This is a genomic window from Coriobacteriia bacterium, assembly GCA_041658765.1.
Classification (GTDB): domain Bacteria; phylum Actinomycetota; class Coriobacteriia; order Anaerosomatales; family JBAZZO01; genus JBAZZO01.
Genome location: JBAZZO010000002.1, coordinates 114,341 through 133,778, shown reverse-complemented (window position 1 = coordinate 133,778; position 19,438 = coordinate 114,341). Strand labels below are relative to the sequence as shown.

18 protein-coding genes are annotated in these 19,438 nt (G+C 68.6%); all 18 read left to right on the top strand.

The features are described from left to right. Nucleotide 1: 1 nt before the first annotated feature. The 18 genes from WC971_02045 to dapB all read left to right on the top strand — a co-directional run bounded on the left by WC971_02045 (nucleotide 2) and on the right by dapB (nucleotide 19,435). Nucleotides 2-781, top strand: coding sequence for an isoprenyl transferase (locus WC971_02045; protein MFA5843596.1), 780 nt, complete (start codon nucleotides 2-4; stop codon nucleotides 779-781). Further along, nucleotides 778-1,593, top strand: a complete 816-nt coding sequence (locus WC971_02040; GenBank protein MFA5843595.1) for a phosphatidate cytidylyltransferase — start codon at nucleotides 778-780, stop codon at nucleotides 1,591-1,593. Before WC971_02045 ends, WC971_02040 begins: the two co-directional genes overlap by 4 nt. Further along, on the top strand, nucleotides 1,590-2,732 hold the full coding sequence (gene dxr, locus WC971_02035; GenBank protein MFA5843594.1) for a 1-deoxy-D-xylulose-5-phosphate reductoisomerase: 1,143 nt from the start codon (nucleotides 1,590-1,592) through the stop codon (nucleotides 2,730-2,732). The genes WC971_02040 and dxr overlap by 4 nt, the downstream gene beginning before the upstream one ends. Nucleotides 2,733-2,789: 57 nt before the next feature. Continuing rightward, a complete protein-coding gene (locus WC971_02030; GenBank protein MFA5843593.1) occupies nucleotides 2,790-4,052 on the top strand; it encodes a M50 family metallopeptidase in 1,263 nt (420 codons plus the stop codon). A gap of 4 nt (nucleotides 4,053-4,056) precedes the next feature. Then, entirely contained in the window at nucleotides 4,057-5,115 is a 1,059-nt protein-coding gene (gene ispG, locus WC971_02025; protein MFA5843592.1) for a flavodoxin-dependent (E)-4-hydroxy-3-methylbut-2-enyl-diphosphate synthase, read from the top strand. A 114-nt stretch (nucleotides 5,116-5,229) separates the two neighbouring features. Further along, on the top strand, nucleotides 5,230-6,957 hold the full coding sequence (locus tag WC971_02020; GenBank protein MFA5843591.1) for a proline--tRNA ligase: 1,728 nt from the start codon (nucleotides 5,230-5,232) through the stop codon (nucleotides 6,955-6,957). Nucleotides 6,958-7,125: 168 nt separating this feature from the next. Continuing rightward, a complete protein-coding gene (gene rimP, locus WC971_02015) occupies nucleotides 7,126-7,617 on the top strand; it encodes a ribosome maturation factor RimP (protein ID MFA5843590.1) in 492 nt (163 codons plus the stop codon). After that, nucleotides 7,614-8,759: a transcription termination factor NusA gene (gene nusA / locus WC971_02010; protein ID MFA5843589.1), complete on the top strand. Its 1,146-nt coding sequence runs from the start codon at nucleotides 7,614-7,616 to the stop codon at nucleotides 8,757-8,759. Before rimP ends, nusA begins: the two co-directional genes overlap by 4 nt. After that, on the top strand, nucleotides 8,756-9,031 hold the full coding sequence (locus WC971_02005; protein MFA5843588.1) for a YlxR family protein: 276 nt from the start codon (nucleotides 8,756-8,758) through the stop codon (nucleotides 9,029-9,031). Before nusA ends, WC971_02005 begins: the two co-directional genes overlap by 4 nt. Nucleotides 9,032-9,061: 30 nt before the next feature. Then, nucleotides 9,062-11,491 carry a translation initiation factor IF-2 gene (infB, locus tag WC971_02000; protein MFA5843587.1) on the top strand — a complete coding sequence of 810 codons (2,430 nt, stop codon included), beginning with the start codon at nucleotides 9,062-9,064 and terminating at the stop codon, nucleotides 11,489-11,491. Nucleotides 11,492-11,495: 4 nt separating this feature from the next. Beyond that, on the top strand, nucleotides 11,496-11,876 hold the full coding sequence (gene rbfA / locus WC971_01995) for a 30S ribosome-binding factor RbfA (GenBank protein ID MFA5843586.1): 381 nt from the start codon (nucleotides 11,496-11,498) through the stop codon (nucleotides 11,874-11,876). Continuing rightward, nucleotides 11,873-12,838 (top strand): DHH family phosphoesterase, encoded by a 966-nt coding sequence (locus tag WC971_01990; protein ID MFA5843585.1) that lies wholly within the window; start codon nucleotides 11,873-11,875, stop codon nucleotides 12,836-12,838. Before rbfA ends, WC971_01990 begins: the two co-directional genes overlap by 4 nt. 3 nt (nucleotides 12,839-12,841) lie before the next feature. Beyond that, a complete protein-coding gene (truB, locus tag WC971_01985; GenBank protein MFA5843584.1) occupies nucleotides 12,842-13,753 on the top strand; it encodes a tRNA pseudouridine(55) synthase TruB in 912 nt (303 codons plus the stop codon). Next, nucleotides 13,750-14,676: a riboflavin biosynthesis protein RibF gene (gene ribF / locus WC971_01980; GenBank protein MFA5843583.1), complete on the top strand. Its 927-nt coding sequence runs from the start codon at nucleotides 13,750-13,752 to the stop codon at nucleotides 14,674-14,676. The genes truB and ribF overlap by 4 nt, the downstream gene beginning before the upstream one ends. 94 nt (nucleotides 14,677-14,770) lie before the next feature. Further along, nucleotides 14,771-15,040: a 30S ribosomal protein S15 gene (gene rpsO, locus WC971_01975; GenBank protein ID MFA5843582.1), complete on the top strand. Its 270-nt coding sequence runs from the start codon at nucleotides 14,771-14,773 to the stop codon at nucleotides 15,038-15,040. Between the two features lie 132 nt (nucleotides 15,041-15,172). Next, the gene (locus tag WC971_01970; protein MFA5843581.1) at nucleotides 15,173-17,362 is read left to right on the top strand and encodes a polyribonucleotide nucleotidyltransferase; all 2,190 of its coding nucleotides are present in this window, start codon (nucleotides 15,173-15,175) and stop codon (nucleotides 17,360-17,362) included. 11 nt (nucleotides 17,363-17,373) lie between these two features. Further along, nucleotides 17,374-18,624: a pitrilysin family protein gene (locus tag WC971_01965; protein MFA5843580.1), complete on the top strand. Its 1,251-nt coding sequence runs from the start codon at nucleotides 17,374-17,376 to the stop codon at nucleotides 18,622-18,624. Between the two features lie 28 nt (nucleotides 18,625-18,652). After that, complete coding sequence (gene dapB, locus WC971_01960) at nucleotides 18,653-19,435, top strand: 4-hydroxy-tetrahydrodipicolinate reductase (protein ID MFA5843579.1); 783 nt, start codon at nucleotides 18,653-18,655, stop codon at nucleotides 19,433-19,435. Nucleotides 19,436-19,438: the final 3 nt, after the last annotated feature.

Here is a 19,438-nt window from a genome sequence, read left to right as displayed (position 1 = left end):
CGTGGCTGCTGATCCGACCTCAGGCTCGGCCTTCTTCGCGACCGACCGGGGGCGCGAACTCATCGCACACCTCGACCCGGCGCGTATCCCTTCGCACGTCGCGGTGATCATGGACGGCAACGGAAGATGGGCGCGCATGCACGGCCTTCCGAGGCTGGCAGGCCACCGGGCCGGCGCGGAGGCCCTCCGGGAGCTCATCACTGCAGCCATCGAGCTCGGCATCGGCGTCCTGACCGTGTTCTCGTTCAGCTCGGAGAACTGGACCCGGCCCCGCGAAGAGGTACAGGGACTGATGGGCCTCTTCGTCGAGGTCCTGACGCGCGAGCTGGACAACCTCGAGCGTCTCGGGGTAAGGGTCCGGCTCATCGGAAGGACGGACTCCATGCCGGCGCCCACTCTCCAAGCTTTCCTCCGGGCACAGGAGCGCACCGAGCACCTCCGTACCCTGACGCTCGTGATCGCCCTCGACTACGGAGGACGTGCCGAGATCGCCGATGCCGCGGCATCGATCGCGCACGACGTCGCCGACGGCAGACTCTCGCCGGACGCCGTCGATGAGGACGCCGTCGCCTCGCGCCTCTATGCAGCAGGACTGCCGGATCCGGACCTGATCATCCGCACGAGCGGGGAGATGCGCCTCTCCAATTTCCTGCTCTGGCAGTCGGCGTACTCCGAGATCCACGTCACCCCGGTGCTATGGCCTGACTTCGACCGGCAGACTCTACTGGAGGCGGTCATCGACTACCAGTCTCGCGAACGCCGCTTCGGAGGTACCTCATGAGCGCCCCGTCGCGGATGTCCGGCCTTCCCACGCGCATCGCGACCGCCCTCGCCATCGGCGTCGCGTTCCTCGCCGCGATCCTCTATGGGCACGCGCTCGGTCTCGGAGTCCTCCTCGCCGTGGTCGCCGTCCTGGCGGCGTCGGAGTTCTACACCATCACGCGTCGGGAGTCGCGACTCCCGAACGAGGTCTTCGGCCTCGTCGCGGTCTTCGCGATGCCACTGTCGGCTGCCCTCTGGGGCGTCGAGGGTCTCGCCGGCACGGTGGCGACACTCGTCGCCGCTTCGCTCGTGTGGCACCTCGCGTTCAAGCGCGTATCGGCCACCGACACGGCTGTCACCGTCTTCGGCGCGGTCTACGTCGGCTTCTCGCTCGCGCACCTCGTCCTGATCCGGGGGTTCGCCGGGGGTTGGGGACTCACTCTCGCGACCGTCGTGAGCGTCTGGGCGAACGACGTCTTCGCATACGCGGTCGGCGCCTCGCTCGGCAAGCACCGCTTGGCGCCACACATATCGCCGAACAAGACATGGGAAGGGTTCGCCGCCGGCACCGTCTTCACCGTCGGGGTCTGGATCGTCGTCGGCCTCGTCGAGCCGACGTTCTCTCTGGCCGGTCACGCACTCGTCGGTGTGGCGGTCTCGATAGCGGCCGTCGTCGGCGACCTGGCGGAATCGCGGCTGAAGCGTGAAGCGGGCATCAAGGACTCCGGAACCCGGCTCCCCGGGCATGGGGGCTTTCTCGACCGCTTCGACAGCCTCATCATGGTCTCGTTGGTGACCTACTACCTCCTGTTGCTCGCGGGGGCGAGATGAACCCCATACGCGTCGCCATCCTAGGGTCGACGGGCTCCGTCGGGCGTCAAGCGCTCGACGTCGCCGCCCGCTTCCCGGATCGGGTCCAAGTCGTCGCTCTTGCGGCGAACTCCAACGTGGACCTCCTCACGGAGCAGGCCGCGACCTTCGGCGTCACCGACCTCGCGCTGGGCGATCCGACACGCGCCCTGCTGGCAGCCTCACGCGTCCGCGGGGCGAGGGTCGGCGCGGGCGCGGCCGCCGTCGTGGCGATGGCCGGTCGCGACGGCGTCGACGTGGTCTTGAACGCCCTCGTCGGCGCCGCAGGCCTTCGGGCCACCCTCGCGGCGCTCTCCGCCGGCAAGCGCCTCGCACTCGCCAACAAGGAGTCGCTCGTCGCCGGAGGCGAGCTAGTGACAGCGCTCGCACGCCCGGGCTCGATCATCCCGGTCGACAGCGAACACTCCGCGATCTTCCAGTGCCTCCAGGGTGAGCGTGAGGAGGACCTCTCCCGGATATGGCTCACCGCGTCCGGTGGGCCCTTCCGCGGCCGATCACGCGCCGATCTCGCTAGCGCGGGAGTCGAGGAGACCCTCGCGCACCCGCGATGGACGATGGGCCCCAAGATCACCGTCGACTCGGCGACGCTGATGAACAAGGGCCTCGAGGCGATCGAGGCGCACCACCTCTTCGGCGTCGGCTACGACGAGATCCGCATCGTCGTCCATCCGCAGAGTTGCGTGCATTCCATGGTCGAGTTCGTCGACGGCTCGGTGAAGGCCCACCTCGGCGCGACGGATATGCGCATCCCCATCCAGTACTCCCTGAGCCATCCGGATCGGTGGGACGCCCCCGTCTCTCCGATCGACTTCATCGACATGTGCCGCCTCGACTTCGAGGAACCCGACGTCGAGACCTTCCGCTGTCTGACACTCGCGCTGGAGGCAGGCCGTACCGGAGGAACCATGCCGGCGGTCATGAACGCTGCGAACGAGGCCGCCGTGGCCGCCTTCCTTTCCGGCCGCATCGCGCTGACCGACATCGACCGTATCGTCGGCGAGGTCATGGAAGCTCACACTCCGCGCGAGCTCGAGACCGTCGACCAGGTCGAAGCAGTCGACGTCTGGGCGCGAAGGGCCGCAGAGGTACATATGGAGTGAGACGGCACGGCGTTTGCCGTCCATATCCGCGCCTGTCAGCCGAAAGGCCACCCGTAGATGTCCGCAGTCCTGGGTTTCGTAGATACCGTCTTCTGGGGCGTGCTCACCTTCTCCCTCCTCATCGTGCTCCATGAGGGCGGACACTACCTCGCCGCGCGCCTCTTCGGGGTCAGGGTGCACGAGTTCATGATCGGACTCCCGGGTCCCGCACTTCGCATCCGCCGGGGCCGGACCGCTTTCGGCATAACCGCGGTGCCGCTCGGTGGTTACGTGCGCATCGCGGGGATGGAACCCGGCGAGGAGGACCCGGACCTCGCTCGCGCGCTCGAAGCGGCGGTCGTCATGGGCACGGTCACGGCGGGTGACCTGGCCGGCGCCCTGGGCATTACCCGCGACAGAGCGGCCGCGCTCCTCACCACGCTCGCCGACTACGGTTCCGTGGAGCCCTCCGACCGCACCGCTTACCGGGCGCTCGCTGAGGCGGACCCCGCCTTGGACCCCGCCGCTCTTCTCGACTCCGAACGCCGTGCCACCTACCGCGGGAAGTCCCCTCTGCAGCGGATCGCCATACTCTCCAGCGGGGTCGTCGCGAACATCGTCGCCGCGATACTCGTCTTCACCGTCACCCTTTCCGTCTGGGGCTACTACACCCCGTCTCTGCGCATCGCCGAGGTCCAGCCCGGAAGCGCGGCTGCACGTTCCGGCGTGCTCGCGGGAGACCGGCTCGTCGCCATGGACGGGCGGCAGTTGAAGGACTGGTCCTCGCTCCTCGCGGCCATCTCCGGCCACCGTCCGGGAGACTCGGTGGGCGTGACGGTGAGAAGGGGCGGGACGCTCGTGCGGCTCGAAGCGACCCTCGGAGGTTCCGGCGCCCGGGCGCTACTCGGCGTCTCGGCCGATCTCGTGCGCGTGAGACCCTCCGTCCTCGGTGCGGCGCGGGAGAGCCTGCGTTGGACCGGGATGGTGTTCGTCGCCATCCTCGACTTCTTCCGCCCGTCGACCTTCGCCCGATCCGTCGAGGGAGCTCGCAGTGTCGTCGGCATCAGTGTCGAGGTGGCGCGCGCGGTGAAGCAGGGTCCCCTCGACTACGCCTGGCTGGTCGCGCTCCTCTCGCTCTCGCTCGGTATCATGAACGTACTGCCCATCCCGCCGCTCGACGGCGGCAAGATCGCCATGGAGATAGTCGAGGCCATCCACCGACGCCCGCTCAGACGCGAGGTATCGCTCGGAGTGAGCGCCGTCGGCGCGGTGCTGCTCTTCTCGCTCATCGGATACCTGATGTACGCGGACGTCATGCGATACGTGGTCCGTGGTGGCTGACGGCATGGAGCCTCGCCGCCACACTCGTCCCGTCACGGTCGGCGCCGTACCCGTCGGGGGAGGCGCGGCCATCGCCGTCCAGTCGATGACGAACACCGACACGGCCGACGCCGTCGCCACACTCGCGCAGATCGGTCGCCTCGCAGAGGCGGGATGCGAGATCGTGAGGGTGGCGGTACCCGACGCTCGAGTGCTCGACGCATTCGAGCGTATCTGCGCCGAGTCCCCGCTTCCCGTCGTCGCGGACATCCACTTCGACCACCGTCTCGCGATCTCTGCCGCGCAACGGGGCGCCTCGAAGATCCGCGTCAACCCCGGCAACATCGGCGGCCCGGACCGCCTCGCGGCGGTACTCGCGGCGGCAGGGGAGGCCGGCATCCCCGTGCGCATCGGCGTGAACGCCGGATCCCTCGACGATCAGGTGCGCGACAGGGACTGGCCGCTCTCCGACAAGCTGGTCGCGAGCGCGATCGCTTTCTGCGGACAGGCCGAGACCGCGGGATTCGAGGATCTGGTCGTCTCGGCCAAGGCATCCTCGGTCGTCTCCACCATCTCGGCATACCGTTCCCTCGCCGATGCGGTGCCCTATCCGCTGCACATCGGCGTCACCGAGGCCGGAACCAGCAGGACGGGCACCGTCAAGTCCTCGGTCGGACTCGGCATCCTCCTCGCGGAGGGTATCGGGGACACGCTGCGCGTCTCCCTCACCGCCGACCCTGTCGACGAGGTCCTCGTCGCATGGGACCTTCTCGCCGCGCTGGATATCCGCCGCCGCGGCCCGGAGCTCGTCTCGTGCCCGACCTGCGGACGTTGCGGCGTCGACCTCGTGCCGATCGCCGAAGAAGTCTCCCGGCGTCTCCGTGACGTTCGCACGCCTTTGAAGGTCGCGGTCATGGGTTGCGCCGTGAACGGACCGGGGGAAGCGCGCGACGCCGATGTCGGGGTCGCCGCAGGACACGGAGTGGGCCTCGTGTTCCGCAAGGGCGAGCCGGTGCGCAAGGTCCCCGAGGACGCCATCGTGGACGCCCTCTTCGAGGAGATCGACGCCCTGTCCTCGGAGTGACCCCGGCTCCGTCGCCGCTCACCGGCCCCTGCGTGGCGCGCGCAAGGCCGTCCTGGTATCGTGCTGCTTCGACACACACCGGCGGATCGCCGTCGAGAGGGCAGGGGAGAAGCGATGGGCGTCGCGTTGCGGATGAGCGGGACATACGTCCCGACGCTGAAGGAAGACCCCTCCGAGGCCGAGGTCGCCTCGCACCGCCTCCTGCTGCGCGCAGGCATGATGCGAAAGACCGCGGCCGGCATCTACTCGTTCCTCCCGCTCGGACTTCGAGCGCTCGCGAAGGTCGAGCGTGTGGTCCGGGAGGAGATGGACCGCATCGGCAGCCAGGAGATCCTGATGCCGGCTGCCCAGCCCGCCGAGCTCTGGCTCGAATCCGGCAGGTGGGACCTCTACGGCCCGGAACTCATGCGGTTCAAAGACCGGCACGGTCGCGACTTCTGTCTCGGGCCCACCCACGAGGAACTCGTGACGTCGATCGTGCGGGACGAGGTCCGGTCCTATCGCGACCTCCCGCTCTCCCTCTACCAGATACAGGTGAAGTTCAGGGACGAGGTGCGCCCGCGGTTCGGTCTGCTGCGCGGCCGTGAGTTCATCATGAAGGACGCGTATTCGTTCCACTCGGACCAAGCGTCGCTCCAGGAGCACTACGACGCGATGTCGGGCGCATACGCGCGCATCTGCGAGCGGCTCGCCCTCGACTTCCGCCCTGTCGAGGCCGAGTCCGGCCAGATCGGCGGTAAGGTGACGACCGAGTTCATGGCTTTGGCGGAGTCCGGAGAGGCATCCCTCGTCCACTGCGCTGCCTGCGGCTACGCGGCGAACGTCGAGGCCGCTTCCACCGTCGTCCCGCGCAGTCCCGCCGTCGTCGACGCGCGAGTGATCGAGCGCGTGGCCACACCCGGTATCGGCACGATCGCCGAACTCTCCGCGTTCCTCGACATCGCGGCGCACGACACGGTGAAGACGATGGCCGGCCTCGCCGGCGACTCCCTCGTCTTCTTCTGCATCCCGGGCGACAGGGAGCTCAACCCCGTGAAGGCGGAGCGCGCCGTGCCCGGCGTGCGCCTGCTCGACGAGGACGACTTCCGCGAACTCGGCCTTCCGAAGGGCTCGCTCGGCCCTGTCGGGATCGAGGAGGGCACTCTCGTCGTGGCGCAGGAGAGCCTTCGTGAAGAGGTCTCCTGGGGCGTGGGGGCCAACGAGGACGGTTTCCACTTCGTTCACGCCGCGCCTGGCCGTGACTTCGAGGTCGCCGTCTGGGCCGACCTCGTCCTCGCGGAGGCCGGGGACCTGTGTCCGCGCTGCGGCGCCGTCCTCTCGGGCGCCCGCGGGATCGAGGTGTCGCAGGTCTTCCAGCTCGGAACACGGTATTCGCAGGCGATGGGCGCCACCTTCGCGGACGAAGACGGCGTGGAACGCCCGTTCCTCATGGGATGCTACGGCGTGGGTATCTCGCGCTCGCTGGCGGCGGTGATAGAACAGCACAACGACGGATCGGGCATCGTGTGGCCGATCTCCGTCGCACCCCTCGAGGTGGCCGTCGTCCCGCTCGCGATCGACGACGGACCGGTGTGGACGTGCGCGGAACGCGTCTGGCGCGAGCTGGCCGACGCCGGTGTCGAGACGCTCATCGACGACCGCGACCTGCGGCCGGGGGTCAAGTTCGCCGACGCCGACCTCATCGGCCTGCCTTTCCAGATCGTCGTCGGGTCCAAGGGCCTCGCCCGCGGCATCGTCGAGGTCAAGGAGCGCCGCGGCGGAGAGCGCGTCGAGGTCCCCATCGAGGAGGCCGTCGCGCACGTGTCTGGTCTCGTCGACGCGGCGAGAGCCGCCCTCCGGTAGACCGGTCTCGAACACGCGCGCCCCACGCGTACGGGCGACGCCACTGCGTCGCACCGTGTTTGACCAGGTTCCGGGCTGTGGTAGAATCCATCGTTGTCGAAAGATGCGTGTCCTCGCGAGAAGTGGGCTGACCCCCGCTTTTTTTGTTCTGGAAGGAGGTCGGGGACTGTGGCGGTCAACACTGTGGAACGGATCATCGAGCTGCTCTCCCCGGAGGCGGTCGCGCGCGGCCTCGAGCTGGTCTGGGTCGAGCTCGCCGGCAGCCACGGACGCAGGATCGTCCGCGTCTTCCTCGACCGCGAGGGCGGCATCGATGTCGACACGCTCGCCGCGGCGAACGGGTGGATAGGGGAGTCTCTCGACGCCGATCCCGGCAGCAGCGGGCCGTACACGCTGGAGGTCTCTTCGCCCGGACTCGACCGGCCCCTGCGTACGATCGTCGATTTCGCGCGCTTCACCGGGAGCCGCGCCGTCGTCTCGACGAAGGAGACCCACGCCGGACGACGCACGTACACCGGGCGCATCGCCGCCGTCGATGGAGACACGATAGTCCTAGAGGTCGATGGCGGCGCCGTCCGCCTGCTCCACGCCGACATAGCGAAAGCTCGTCTGCGCGCTGACATCACGATCGGACACGAAGGGAGCGGGGAACGCTCATGAGTTCCGAACTCATCGAAGCCCTGCGCCAACTCGAGCGCGAGAAGGGCATAGACCAGTACCTCATACTCGACCGGCTCGAGAAGAAGCTCGCCGCCGCATACAAACGGCTCCTCGACCTCGAGAACGAGGTACGCGTCTCTATCGAGCGCGATGATGGACGCATCCACGTCTACGAGCAGGTCCCTGTCGGCGGCACCGAGGAGGAACCGGTCCTCGAGGACCGCGACATCACGCCTCCGGACGTCTCGAGGATGGCCGCCCAGACCGCCAAGCAGGAGATACTCTCGATCATCCGCGAGGCCGAGCGAGAGCAGATCTTCGAGGAGTACGCCGACCGCATCGGCGACATCGTCACCGGCATCGTCCAGCAGTCCGACGCGCGCTACACCCTGGTCTCGCTCAGGCAGGGCGTCGAGGCCTTGCTGCCTCACACCGAGCAGCCCTCCAACGAGCGCTACGACCACAACCAGCGCCTCAAGGCGTTCGTCATCGACGTCCGCAAGACGACGACCGAACCGCCGATAACCATCTCGCGCACCCATCCCGGCCTCATCAAGCGGCTCTTTGAATTGGAGGTCCCCGAGATCTACGACGGGATCGTCGAGATCAAGGGCGTCGCTCGCGAACCGGGGCTTCGCAGCAAGGTCGCCGTCGCATCGAGGGAGCCCGGTCTCGACCCGGTGGGCGCCTGCGTGGGGCCCAAGGGCAGCAGGGTCCGGATGGTCGTCGGCGAGCTGCGCGGCGAGCGCATCGACGTCGTGCCCTGGTCCGACGACGCCGCGACGTTCGTGGCGAACGCCCTCTCTCCCGCCAAGGTGAACTCGGTCATCGTCTCCGACACCGAGCATACCGCGACCGTGATCGTCCCCGATGACCAGCTCTCCCTCGCCATCGGCAAGGAGGGACAGAACGCCCGGCTCGCGGCGAAGCTGACCGGGTGGCGGATCGACATCAAGAACACATCCCAGGCGCTCGACGCTGGACTCGCGCTCGCTGCGGGCGGCGCCGGTGGCGCCGCCATCGAGGAGACCGACGGCCGTTGTGTCGCGGTCACGAGCACCGGCGTGCGCTGCCGCAACAAGGCACGGCCCGGCAGCGTCTACTGCGGCGTGCATGAGAAGGAGGCCGCGAAGGACGCATGAAGCCTCGCAAGCCACCGGTGAGGACCTGTGTCGCATGCGCGACTAGCGGCGACAAGAAGGACTTCGTGCGCTTCGTGCGCATGGGCGACGGCGATACGGCCGTGGATCCGTCCGGGAAGCTGAACGGCCGAGGCGCGTACGTGTGCCGCACGTCGGCGTGCTTCGAGCGCGCCGTGTCCAGGAAGAGGTTCACCGCTGCGCTCCGCGTCACGTTGCGCGAAGAAGATGTAGAGCGGTTGCGCCGAGAGTTCGAGCGCCTGATAGAGGCATGACATGGCGCTGACGACGAGGACGGTGACGCGATGCCCGCAATGAGGGTGCACGAACTCGCGAAAGAGTTCGGCATGACCTCCAAGGAGCTGCTCGACCGGCTCCAGGAGATGAAGATACCGGCGAAGAACCATGCGTCGACGCTGGTCGACGCCTATGTCGACAAGATCCGCAAGGCGCTGGGCCCCGAGATCGCCGAGCGTCAGGCCCAGATGGAGGCGGAACGCATCCGGCGCGAGACGGCGGAGACCGCGAAGCGCGAAGCGGACGAGAAGGCGCTCCGACTCGCCGAGGAAGAGCGGAAGGCCGCCGAGCTCGCCGCGCGCACGGCGGAGGACGAAGAGCGCGAGCGCCAGGAGGCCAAGGAGGCCGCGCGACGCGCAGAAGAGGCCGCCAAGCGCGAAGCGGAGGAAGCCGCACGCCAGGAGGCCGAGGGCGAAGCGCGGAAGGCGGCCGACATCGCAAAGGCCGAGGCCACGCGCATAGAGCAGGAAGAAGCGGAGCGGTACCGTCGCATGGCGCTCGAGGCCGAACAGGCCATCAAGCAGGCGGCCCCGACCATCCTCGCAGAGGCCGCGAAGATCGCCGCCCAGGCCGCGACGGGCGGTCCGTCCAAGCGCAAGACCGGCAAGAAGCCCTCAGGGCGCCGCGAGGCGGCCGTCGCGGGCGTAGCGACCGGCACCGAGACGCCCGCCCACGACGCGCCTGTCGCGACGGGTGAGTCCCTGACTCTCACCGAGGGCACCACGGTCGGCGAGTTCGCCGCCGCGGTGTCGCTCGCTCCGGGCGAGATAATCAAGCGCCTGATGCTCCTCGGCGAGCCTCTGACCGTCAACCAGCCGATGTCCCGCGAGACGATCGAGATACTCGCGGAGGATCTGGGCTGGACCGTCAAGGTCGTCACTCCGGAGGAGGAGATCACCGGCGTCATCGAGGACCATCCCGACGACCTCGTCTCGCGTCCCCCGGTCGTCACGGTCATGGGTCACGTCGACCACGGGAAGACGTCCCTGCTCGACGCGATCCGCTCGACCGGAGTGGCCGCGACCGAGGCCGGCGGCATCACGCAGCACATAGGCGCGTCCGTCGTGCGCAAGAACGGCAAGCAGATAACCTTCATCGACACGCCGGGACACGAGGCGTTCACCGCCATGCGTGCTCGCGGCGCGAAGGTCACCGACGTCGCGGTGCTGGTCGTGGCCGCCGACGACGGCGTCATGCCGCAGACGGTCGAGGCGATCGACCATGCCAAGGCCGCCGGCGTGCCGATCCTCGTCGCCGTCAACAAGATCGACAAGGACGGGGCGAACCCCGACCGCGTCCGCCAGGAGCTCTCCGACCACGGCGTCATCCCCGAGGAATGGGGAGGCTCCAACGTCTTCGTCGACGTGTCTGCGAAGAAGCACCTCAACATAGACGAGTTGCTCGAGATGATCCTGCTCGTGGCCGACGTCCAGGAGCTGAAGGCGAACCCCGACGCCCCCGCGAGCGGCGTGGTGATCGAGGCGAAGCTAGACAGAGGCCGCGGTCCCGTGGCCACCGTCCTCGTCCAGCGCGGCACCCTCAAGGTCGGCGACGCGGTCGTCGCCGGGCTCGCGCACGGCCGTGTCCGGGCGCTCGTCGATCCCAAAGGCGACACGGTCGTCGGAGCCGCGCCCGCCGATCCTGTGGAGATCGTCGGGTTGGCCGCGCTTCCTAGCGCAGGAGACGAGTTCCGAGTCGTCGCGGACGAGCGGACAGCGCGCCAGATCGCCGAGGAACGCGCGCTCAAGCAGCGCCTCGTCGCCCACCAGCGCAAGTCGCACGTCTCTCTCGACGACCTCTTCGCTCGCATCCAGGAGGGCCAGATCAAGGACCTCAACCTGGTCGTCAAGGCCGACGTCCAGGGCTCGATCGAAGCGCTGTCCGACGCGTTCGAGAAGATCGACCAGTCCGAGGTGCGCATCAACATGCTCCACTCGGGCGTGGGCGGCATCACCGAGACCGACATCATGCTCGCGGACGCATCGGACGCCATCGTCATCGGCTTCAACGTGCGCCCCGAGCCGAAAGCGAAGGTGCTCGCCGACCAGACGAAGGTCGACATGCGTCTGTACAGGGTCATCTACCAGGCGATCGAGGACATCACCGCAGCACGGGTCGGCATGCTAGCGCCGAAGTTCGAGGAACACGACGCGTCTCGCGTCGACGTGCGCGAGCTCTTCCGGATCCCCAAGGTCGGCGTCATCGCCGGCTGCGTGGTCCAGGAAGGGGAGGTCTCGCGCGACGACCAGGTCCGCGTCGTCCGCCAGGGCGCGATCGTCTTCGACGGCAAGCTGCATTCGCTGCGCCGGTTCAAGGAGGACGTGAAGTCCGTCAAAGCCGGCTACGAGTGCGGTATCGGCATCGAGGGCTTCCAGGACATCAAGGAGGGCGACGTGATCGAGACCTACCGCACGGTCGAGGTCGCCCGCACGGAGTGACGACGTGAGAAGCACACCTCGCACGCGGCGTCTCAACGAGAACGTCCGCGAAGCGCTCGGCTCCATCCTCTCGGACGAGGTGGGTGACCCTCGCCTCGTCCTGGTGACGGTGACTGCGGTCGAGGTGAGCCCGGACATGCGCTACGCCGACGTATACGTCGTCGCCCACGGCGACGAGCAGCGTTACGAGGCGATGCTCCAGGGGCTCGCGTCGGCGAGGAGCAGGCTGCGTTCGGCTCTCGCGGCACGTGTCGCCATGAAGTACGTCCCCGAGCTGCGCTTCCACCTCGACACCTCCGTCGACGAGGGCATGCGGATCGAGCGAGCGCTGCTCGACGTGCCGCCGGGTCTTCGCGACGGGGACGAGTCGAAGGCCGACGAGTGAACGGCTCTCCGTCCGCCGTCGCCGCGGCGCTGAGGTCCGCGACCTCGATCCTCGTCTGCGCGCACGTGAACCCCGACGGGGACGCGCTCGGGTCGGTGCTCGGTCTCACCCTCGCGCTGCGCGCGGCCGGCGTGCCCTGCGTCGCCACGCTCGCGGACGACGGGCCGGTACACGACATGTACTCATGGCTGCCTGGAGCCTCGACCGTGGAGCCAGCCTCGTCCCTCGAGCCACCGGACACGTTCGTAGCTCTCGACACCCCGGTGCTCGACCGGCTCGGCGCGGCGAGCGGACTCGCACAGGACGCGCGAGTCCGCGTCGTCATCGACCACCATCCCGACGGCGAAGGCTTCGGAGACGTCAGGTGGGTCGATCCAGACAAGTCCGCGGTCGGGGAGATGCTCTGGGCCCTCATGCCCGAGCTCGGCGTGTCACCCGACTCGGGCGTGGCGACGTGCCTGTACACCGCCATCCTCACGGACACGGGCCGCTTCCAGTACGGGAACACGACTGCCGGAGCGCTACGCGCCGCCGCCGACATGGTCGACGCGGGCGCCGACCCGCGCGAGGTAGCCTCCCGCATCTACGAACGGCGCTCCGCGGCGAGCCTCGCACTGAGCGCCGTAGCGCTCTCGCGGCTCTCGCTGGTCAACCACGGCCGCGTCGCCATCTCCTGGATCGAGGACAGCGATCTCGCCCACACCGGAGCGTGTCCCGACGATGCGGACCGGCTCATCGACGACATCCGCATGATCGAGGGAGTCGACGCGGTCGTGCTCATCAAGGAAGAGAACGGCGTCGTGAGAGCGAATCTTCGCGCGAAGAGCGATGCCGACGTCGGTGCGGCGGCCCGCTCCCTCGGAGGCGGCGGGCACGCGGCCGCCGCCGGCCTGACATGGGACGGGTGCCGAGAGGCGCTCCTCGCCCGCCTGCTCCCGCGTCTTCCCGGCGGAGGTGCCTGACCCGTGCGGCGCGGCTCGACCGGCCTATGCGGCCTCCTCCTCGTCGACAAGCCCGCCGGGATGACGAGCCACGACGTGGTCGTCGCGGTCCGTCAGGCGACAGGGGAGGGCCGTGTCGGACACGCCGGCACCCTCGACCCGGCCGCGACCGGACTCCTCGTGGTCCTCATCGGGGCGTACACGCGTCTCGCTCCCTACCTCACTGCAGCGCGCAAAAGATACGAGGCGCGCATCGTGTTCGGCGTCTCGACGGACACGGATGACGCGGAAGGCGACGCCGTGGAGACCGCTCCCGTCCCCGACGCCCTCTTCGATGCCGCCAGCGCACGAGACGTTCTCGCCTCGATGCTCGGCGCATCGCGGCAGGTCCCTCCCGCGTACTCGGCCATCAAGATCGCCGGGCGCGCATCCCATCGGGTGGCCCGCGCCGGCGGCGTCGTCGATCTCGCCCCCAGAGACGTGACCGTGTTCGACGCGCAGATCCTCGAAGTCGACCCGCTCTCGCACTCTTGGGACGTCGCCTTCGACGTCTCGAAGGGGACGTACGTCCGATCGCTCGCACGCGACCTGGGCCGCAAGGCGGGGACCGTCGCGCACCTCGCAGCGCTGCGGCGGACCGCTTCGGGACCGCTGCGAGTCGAGGCCGCCGAGACCCTCCGGTCGGTCATCGACGCGGCTGGCGCCGGGCGGCTCGCCTCCTTGTTCGCAGACCCGGTCACGGCTCTCGGGCTTCCGTCCGTCGAGGGCGATCCCGCAGACGTCGGGAACGGCCGCGCCCTCCCACGTTCGGCGGCCGAGGACGTCGGTGATGGCGAGCGGGTCGCCGTCCTCTGCGACAGAAGGCTCAAGGCGGTCTATCTCGTCGCGCACGACGCGTTGCGCGCTGAGGCGGTCTTCCCCGAGGAGGCCGCGTGAGCGCCCGCCTTCTGACCTGGTCGCCCGCTTCGGCCTCGCTCGGTCCGGCCGTCGTGGCCCTCGGGGTCTTCGACGGGGTGCACGTCGGTCACGCCGCCCTCGTCAGGGACGCGGTCGCCATCGCTGACGTCCAGGGTGTGGCCTCGATCGTCGTCACCTTCGACCGGGATCCCGATCGTGTGGTCGATCCCGACCGCGCCGCCCCTCAGCTCCTCGAACTCGACGACAAGCTCGACGAGCTCGCCGCCCTGTCCCCGGGAACGGTGCTCGTCATCCCGTTCGACACGGGCATCGCCTCGATGGCTCCCGACGCGTTCCTCGCCGATGTGCTCTCCAACGCTCTCGACCCTGTCTCGGTCGTGGTGGGTCACGACTTCAGGTTCGGCCGCGGAGCCTCCGGCGACGTCGCCGCGCTCGAGCGCTTCGGCGCGCGCGCGGGATTCACGGTGATCGCGCACCGCTTGGTCGAGGACGGCGGGCTGCCGGTCAGCTCGACGCGGATCCGGGGCCTGGTCGCCGCCGGGGACGTCGTCGGCGCGGCGCGGCTGCTGGCTCGTCCTCATCGCGTCCGCGGCACGGTCGTCCATGGCCGGGCGGCGGGGAAGGCCCTCGGCGTCCCGACCGCCAACATCTCCGTCCCCGCGCACGCGGCGCTGCCGGGCGCGGGCGTCTTCGCCGGAAGAGTCCATCTCGCCGGCGGCGTCTATCCCTCCGCGATCTCGGTCGGCGTGCCGCCCACGTTCCCGCAGGCGCACGACCTCCTCGAGGCGCACATAATCGATTTCGTGGGGGACATCTACGGCGCCGAGGTCACGGTGGAGTTCCTCGAACGACTCCGCGACCAGCGCAGGTTCGAGCACACCGCGGACCTGACCGGCGCCATCCTCGACGACATACGTGCCGTGCGACAGCGTGTGGTATGATGCGACGGTTGCACGGATACCCCGATCTGGGACCGGCGGATCACCGACGCCTCTCTCGGACGGTGGCGGACACATAGGGAAAGGTGAGACGAGCATGCCGTTGGCCAAGGACACCAAGGCCGCGATCATCGCGGACCACGAGGCGCACGCCGGCGACACCGGGTCGCCGGAAGTGCAGGTCGCCCTGCTCACGCAGCGCATCCGCGACCTCACCGAGCATCTGCGCTTGCATAAAGGCGACCACCATTGCCGTCGCGGGCTGCTCAAGCTCGTCGGGCAGCGCCGCAGGATGCTCAACTACATCAAGAAGAGCGACGTCGAGCGCTACCGCGCCATCGTGGCGAAGCTCGGATTGCGGAATTAGCGTCCGCACGGAACGACTGCCGCGAAAGCGGGGGAGCTCGACTTCCCCGCTTTCGAGCATATACAGGGGTGGATGAAGAGGCCGCCCCGCGACGCGCGCGGCACGGGGCCGCGGCGGAAGAAGAGGATGAGGATGGGAAAGGTAACTGAGAGCTTCTCACTGTACGGCAGGGACTACGTGCTCGAATCGGGGGAACTCGCGAAGCAGGCCGGCGGCGCCGTGGTGGTCCGTCAAGGAGACACGATGGTCCTCGTCACGGCGACCGCGAGCAAGGACCCGAAGGATCTCGATTTCTTCCCGCTCACGGTCGACTTCGAGGAACGCATGTACGCGGCGGGCAAGCTGCCCGGCGGTTTCATCAAGCGTGAGTCGCGTCCGAGCGAGAAGGCGATACTCACGGCACGCATGATAGACCGGCCGATCCGCTCGGCCTTCGCGGACGGTTTCCGCAACGACGTCCAGGTGATCGCGACGGTCCTCTCCGCGGACCAGGTGCATCCGGTCGACGTCATCTCTATCATGGGCGCGTCCGCAGCGCTCATGGCCGCCGGCATACCGTTCGAAGGCCCGCTCGCCGGTGTGCGCATCGCGCGCTCCGGCGATGGTGAATGGCTCGTCAACCCCACCTTCGAGGAGGCCGAGGCTTCCGACATCGACCTCGTCGTCGCCGGCTCTCCCGACGCCGTCTACATGGTCGAGGCGGGCGCGCGGGAGGTCTGTGAAGAAGACATGCTCGACGCGCTCGAGTTCGCCCAGAAGGCGATCGCCGAGTTCTGCGCCGTCCAGGAGCGCTTCCTGTCGCGCCTCGACATCACGCCGATGGAGTTCCCGCTCAACATACCGTCGGAGGAGCTGCGCGAGAGAGTCTTCTCGGCCGGCCAGGAGATGATGCGCGAAGCGCTGCACAACCCGGACAAGCACGCCCGGATGGACGCCGTCGCCGAGGTCAAGAAGCAGGTCCTCGCGACGTTCGCCGAAGAGGATCTCGCGGTCTCCGGCAAGCACGTGAAGATCCTGCTCAAGCAGCTCGAGAAGAAGACGATGCGCGCCATGGTCCTCGACGAGGGGGAGCGGGCCGACGGACGAGCGCTCGACGAGGTCCGCCAGGTCACGTGCGAAGCGGCCTACCTGCCGCGCAGCCACGGATCGGGCCTGTTCACCCGCGGACAGACCCAGGTCCTGTCCGTGCTGACGCTCGGGATGCTCTCCGAGTGGCAGCGCATCGACACCATCGACGTCGCCGAGGGCAAGCGCTACCTCCACCACTACAACTTCCCGCCCTTCTCGACGGGCGAGACCGGCTTCATGCGCGGCCCCAAACGCCGCGACATCGGCCACGGCGCCCTCGCCGAGCGCGCACTGTTCCCCGTCGTGCCGGCGGAGGAGGACTTCCCGTACACCATCCGCATCGTCTCCGAGGTGCTCGAGAGCAACGGCTCTTCCTCGATGGGCTCGGTCTGCGGATCGACGCTCGCACTGATGGACGCCGGCGTCCCGATCAAGGCGCCGGTCTCCGGCGTGGCGATGGGACTAATCAAGGAAGGCGACCAGGTCGCCATCCTCACCGACATCCAGGGCCTCGAGGACTTCCTCGGCGACATGGACTTCAAGGTCGCGGGAACGTCCGAAGGCATCACAGCGCTCCAGATGGACAACAAGGCGAAGGGGCTTTCGCTCGACATCCTCCGCAAGGCCCTCATGCAGGCGAAGGAAGGCCGCGCGTTCATCCTCTCGAAGATGCTCGAGGCCATCGCCGAGCCGCGCGCGGAGCTCTCCGAGTACGCGCCGCGCATCATCACCATCAAGATCCCCGTCGACAAGATCCGCGACATCATCGGCCCAGGCGGCAAGATGATCCGCAGCATCATCGAGGCGACGGGCGCCGACATCGACGTCAACGACGACGGCACCATCTACATCGCTTCGCGCGACAAGGGCGGCGAGGAGGCGGTGCGCCGCATCCAGATGATCACCAAGGAGCCTGAGATCGGCGAGCGCTACCACGGACGCGTCGTGGGGATCCAGGCGTTCGGCGCCTTCGTCGAACTCTACCCCGGCCGCGACGGACTGCTGCACATCTCCCGCGTCGCCAAGGGCCGCGTCGACAAGGTCGAGGACGTCCTCAACGTGGGCGACGAGCTCGAGGTGGTCATCCTCGACATCGACGACCGCGGCAAGGTGAGTCTCGACCGGATCGACAAGCCCGAAGCGCCGCCGTCCTCCGGTGGCGGCGGCACGGGCGAGCGCCACGGTGACCGTCCCTCGGGCGGGGCCGGTGCCCCGCATCCCGGCGGCGACCGCAGGCCTCGCCGTCGGCAGTAGACACGACGCGCATGTTCTTCGAGAAGACCGTCCTAGCGAACGGCGTCACCGTCCTCTCAGAGGCGATGGACGCCGTTCGCTCCGTCGCCCTCGGGATCTGGTTCCAGGTCGGGAGCCGGGACGAGGTGCCGTCCGAGGGCGGTATGTCCCACTTCCTCGAGCACATGCTCTTCAAAGGCACTCCCACGCGGACGGCGGCCGAGATATCCGAGACCTTCGACCGCCTGGGCGGAGAGCTCAACGCCTTCACCAGCAAGGAGTACACCTGCTACTACGCTCGCATCCTCGATGAGCACGTCCCGGCGGCTCTCGAGGTCCTAGCCGACATGGCGGTCGACGCCTCGCTGGCCGAAGATGCGTGCACCTCCGAGCGCGAGGTCGTCCTCGAGGAGATCTCACGCCACGAGGACACCCCCGACGACCGCGTCCACGAGCTTCTCGCCGGCGCCCTGTGGCCGACGCATCCCATCGGCAGACCCGTCCTCGGCGAGACCGTCACGGTCGGCGGCTTCGATTCGTCAGCTGCACGCGCTTTCAAGACGGACCACTACGTGTCGGGCAACGCGGTCGTGGCCGCCGCCGGCGCCGTCGACCACGACGAGCTCGTCGCCGCCGTCGAGGCCCGTCTCTCGCTGCCCGCCGGGCCTCGGACTCCGCGCGTCGCGTCCGAGGCGGTCGTCGAACCGCGCCTCGCCCTTCTCACCAAGGACACGGAGCAGGCGCACATCTGCTGGAGCGTGGCGGGTCTTCACGCGCGCCACGAGGACCGCTTCGTCCTCAGCATCCTCGACGCGGTCCTCGGCGGCGGGATGTCGTCACGCCTGTTCCAGGAGATCCGGGAGAAGAAGGGGCTCGCGTACGCGGTCTTCTCCTACCACAGCCTGTACGCGGACACCGGCCAGTTCGTCGTCTACGCCGGCACGCGCCCGGCCAACGCCGAGCAGGTCGTGGGACTCATCCGGGAGGGTGTCGACCGCGTGCGCGAGCACGGCGTCACCGCGGAGGAGCTACACCGGGCGAAGGAGTCGATAAAGGGGCAGCTGGTCCTCGGACTCGAGTCGACGCGCAACCGCATGACCCGGCTCGGTAAGAGCGAGGTGACGCACGGCGAGACACTCTCCCTCGACGAACTGGTCGAACGCGTGGACGCCGTCGGCCTCGACGACGTTCGACGTCTCGGTGACGGACTTCTATCGTCTCCGCCGGTCCTCGCTATCATCGGACCGTTCGCGGAAGAGGAAGTCGCGCACTTCCTCGACTGAGACAGAGACAGGGGAGGGGATGATCCGCATGCTGCGAATCGCCATCACGGGAGCCGCCGGCCGCATGGGTCGCGAGGTCATCAAGGCCGTGAGCTCGGAATCCGACATGACGGTCGTCGCTGCCGTCGATCCCGCCCGAGCCGGCACGACCGTCGAGGACGGACATGGCGGTGCCGTCGAGGTGCTCGGGGATCTCTCCGCGGCCCTCGCCGCGCGCCCGGACGTCCTCGTCGATTTCACCCAGGCTTCGCAGGTCGAGGCCAACGTCCGCGAAGCACTCGCCTCGGGCGTCGACTGCGTCGTCGGTACCACGGGAGTCGGCGCCGACGTGCTCGCGGGTCTCGCGGACGGCGCTCCGGCGGGAGTCTGTCTCTTCTACGCCCCGAATTTCGCGATCGGAGCCGTGCTCATGATGCGCTTCGCAGAGGAGGCCGCTAGATTCCTTCCTCACGCGGAGATCATCGAGCTGCACCACGACCGCAAGCTCGATGCCCCATCCGGGACCGCGATGCGCACGGCGACCCTGATCGCCGCCGCCCGGACCGAGATACCGTCCGTACCGGGTCGCGAGACCGAGGTGGCCGAGGGAGCCCGGGGCGCCTTCGTCGACGATGTCCCCGTCCACTCCGTGCGACTCCCAGGCCTCGTCGCCCACCAGGAGGTCCTGTTCGGAGGACCCGGCCAGACACTCAGCATCCGTCATGACTCCATCGACCGGACGAGCTTCATGCCCGGCGTGGTCCTCGCTATCCGCAACGTAGGCGGCCTTTCCGGCCTCGTCATCGGCCTCGACGCACTGCTGGACGGGTAGCGC